At 55.0% G+C, this 2,888-nt stretch carries 6 protein-coding genes; all 6 read right to left on the reverse strand.

Going from position 1 to position 2,888, the window contains the following annotated elements; genetic code table 11:
* Positions 1-253 (reverse strand): 50S ribosomal protein L22 (rplV, locus tag A3754_RS14600; RefSeq protein ID WP_063520285.1); only part of this gene is annotated, 253 nt, incomplete at its 3' end.
* Positions 254-263: 10 nt separating this feature from the next.
* Positions 264-539: a 30S ribosomal protein S19 gene (gene rpsS, locus A3754_RS14605; RefSeq protein ID WP_007151633.1), complete on the reverse strand. Its 276-nt coding sequence runs from the start codon at positions 537-539 to the stop codon at positions 264-266.
* Between the two features lie 22 nt (positions 540-561).
* Positions 562-1,386 (reverse strand): 50S ribosomal protein L2, encoded by an 825-nt coding sequence (gene rplB / locus A3754_RS14610; protein WP_011587693.1) that lies wholly within the window; start codon positions 1,384-1,386, stop codon positions 562-564.
* A gap of 18 nt (positions 1,387-1,404) precedes the next feature.
* Complete coding sequence (gene rplW, locus A3754_RS14615) at positions 1,405-1,701, reverse strand: 50S ribosomal protein L23 (protein WP_007150124.1); 297 nt, start codon at positions 1,699-1,701, stop codon at positions 1,405-1,407.
* Entirely contained in the window at positions 1,698-2,300 is a 603-nt protein-coding gene (rplD, locus tag A3754_RS14620; RefSeq protein ID WP_063520286.1) for a 50S ribosomal protein L4, read from the reverse strand. The genes rplW and rplD overlap by 4 nt, the downstream gene beginning before the upstream one ends.
* A 14-nt stretch (positions 2,301-2,314) precedes the next feature.
* The coding region (gene rplC / locus A3754_RS14625) for a 50S ribosomal protein L3 (protein WP_063520287.1) at positions 2,315-2,888 on the reverse strand (574 nt) is incomplete at its 5' end.

Raw genomic sequence — 2,888 nt, forward strand, 5'->3', positions numbered from 1 at the left:
TCATCGTCATGCCTTCATCCACGAACACCGTGGACACCTTCAGCTCATCAACGTCAGCGCCGTCGTTGTTTTCCGCATTTGCAATCGCGGACTCCAGCACCTTCTTAACGATTTTTGCCGCCTTCTTCGGGCTGAATTCCAGAAGATTCAGCGCCTTCTCAACCTCCAGGCCACGGACCTGGTCGGCTACGAGGCGGGCTTTCTGAGCCGAAATTCTTGCACCGCGCAGACGGGCTGCAACTTCAGTAGCCATAACTGTCACCTTATCGCTTAGCCTTCTTGTCCACGGCATGCCCGCGGTAGTTGCGGGTCAGGGCAAATTCACCCAGCTTGTGGCCAACCATATGCTCGGAAACCATTACCGGCACATGTTGCTTGCCGTTATATACCGCAATAGTCAGGCCCACCATCTCCGGAATAATCATGGAGCGGCGAGACCAGGTTTTAATCGGCTTACGGGAGCCGGCTTCCACCGCATCTTCCACCTTGCCTAGCAGGTGGTGATCCACAAAAGGACCTTTTTTCAGTGAACGTGGCACAGCCTGAACCTCTCTCTATCCCTTACTTACGACGGTCACGCACAATCATTTTGGTCGTGCGCTTGTTTGTACGGGTCTTGTAGCCTTTGGTCGGAACACCCCAAGGTGTAACCGGATGACGGCCACCAGAGCTGCGCCCTTCACCACCACCATGCGGGTGGTCTACCGGGTTCATCGCCGCACCGCGTACGGTGGGTCGAACACCCCGCCAGCGCTTCGCGCCCGCCTTACCCAGTGAGCGCAAGCTGTGCTCACTGTTGGATACTTCACCGATTGTGGCCTTGCAGTCAGCGTGGACCTTACGCATTTCGCCGGAGCGAAGACGCAGAGTCACATACTGGCCATCTTTTGCCAGCAGCTGCACGGAAGTCCCTGCAGAGCGAGCAATCTGACCACCTTTGCCAGGCTTCATTTCCACATTGTGGATAGTGGAACCCAGCGGAATATTACGCAGCGGAAGGGCGTTACCCAGCTTGATCGGCGCATCTTCGCCGGACTGGATACGATCTTCTGCTTTCAGGCCTTTGGGGGCCAAAATGTATCGACGCTCACCGTCCAGATACTTCACCAGCGCGATGTGCGCGGTACGGTTCGGGTCATACTCAAGACGCTCTACAACCCCGGCGATACCGTCTTTATTGCGACGAAAATCGATCACACGATATTTCTGCTTGTGACCGCCACCCTTATGACGAGTGGTAATTCGACCGTTATTGTTACGACCACCGTTTTTCGCCTTGGCTTCCAACAGCGGTGCGTAGGGAGCACCCTTGTGCAGATCTTCGTTGACCACCTTGACTACAAAGCGGCGGCCCGGAGAAGTCGGCTTGCACTTTACAATCGCCATTATTCCTTACTCCCTTCCTTACTCTGCGCCCAGGAAGTCAATGTCCTGGCCTTCCGCGAGGGAAACATAGGCCTTCTTCCAGTCAACGCGCTTACCCGCAACGCGACCAAAGAATTTGGACTTGCCTTTCATGTTGGCGGTACGAACAGCTTCAACCTTCACTTCAAAAAGCGCTTCAACGGCTTTTTTGATTTCCAGCTTGCTCGCATCTTTAGCAACCTTGAATACGAAGGTGTTGTTCTGATCAGCCACAATCGTGGCCTTTTCAGAAACGTGCGGCGCACGCAGCACCTGCAAAATACGCTCTTGATTCATGCCAGGGCCTCCTCAAGCTTCTTCAGAGCCGGCACAGTGATCAGCACCTTCTCGAAAGCAATCAGACTTACCGGATCAACGCCCTGAGAATCGCGCACATCAACCTTCGGCAAATTACGTGAAGCCAGGAACAGGTTTTCGTCAACATTATCAGTGACGATCAACACACTGCTCAGCTCCATGTCTTTCAACTTGGCTGCAACCGTTTTGGTCTTGGGAGAGTCAACAGTAAACTCATCCACAACAACCAGACGCTCTTGACGCACCAGCTCAGACATAATGCACTGCAGCGCACCGCGGTACATTTTGCGGTTCACCTTCTGAGAGTGGTCACGTGGTACCGCAGCAAAAGTCTTGCCGCCGCCACGCCAGATCGGGCTACGAATCGTACCCGCACGGGCACGACCAGTACCCTTTTGACGCCACGGCTTACGACCACCACCACTCACATCGGAACGGTTTTTCTGAGCTTTGGAACCCTGACGGGCACCTGCCAGAAACGCAGTCACAACCTGATGAACCAGAGGCTCGTTAAAGTCCTTGCCGAAGGCGACTTCGGAAACGGTAACGGTACCTCCAGAGGCAGTATTGAGATTCATCCTCTATTCCTCTTTCAGGCCTTCGCCTTCACTGCCAGACGCACGATCACATCACCACCGGTAGCACCGGGGACCGCACCTTTAACCAGCAACAGATTCTTGTCAGCATCGACACGCACCACTTCCAGGTTCTGGACAGTGACACGCTCAGCACCCAGATGACCGGCCATCTTCTTGCCTTTAAACACGCGGCCCGGGGTTTGGTTCTGACCAATAGAACCCGGAGCACGGTGGGACAAGGAGTTGCCGTGAGTGGCGTCCTGGGTACTGAAGTTCCAGCGCTTAACGCCGCCAGCGAACCCTTTACCCTTGGAGGAGCCAGTGACATCGATCATCTGACCTGCCTCAAACCCCTCAACAGTCACCGCGGAACCCGCCTCAAACTCACCAGCTTCAGCACGGAATTCCCAGACACCACGACCCGCCTCAACACCAGCTTTCGCGAAATGACCGGCTTGCGCCTTGGTCACGCGGCTGGCACGGCGCTCACCTACAGTTACCTGTACGGCCTGATAGCCATCTGATTCTTCGGTCTTGACCTGGGAAACCCGATTAGGGCTAACCTCAATCACAGTCACCGGAACACTG

The organism is Alcanivorax sp. HI0083, from assembly GCF_001635175.1.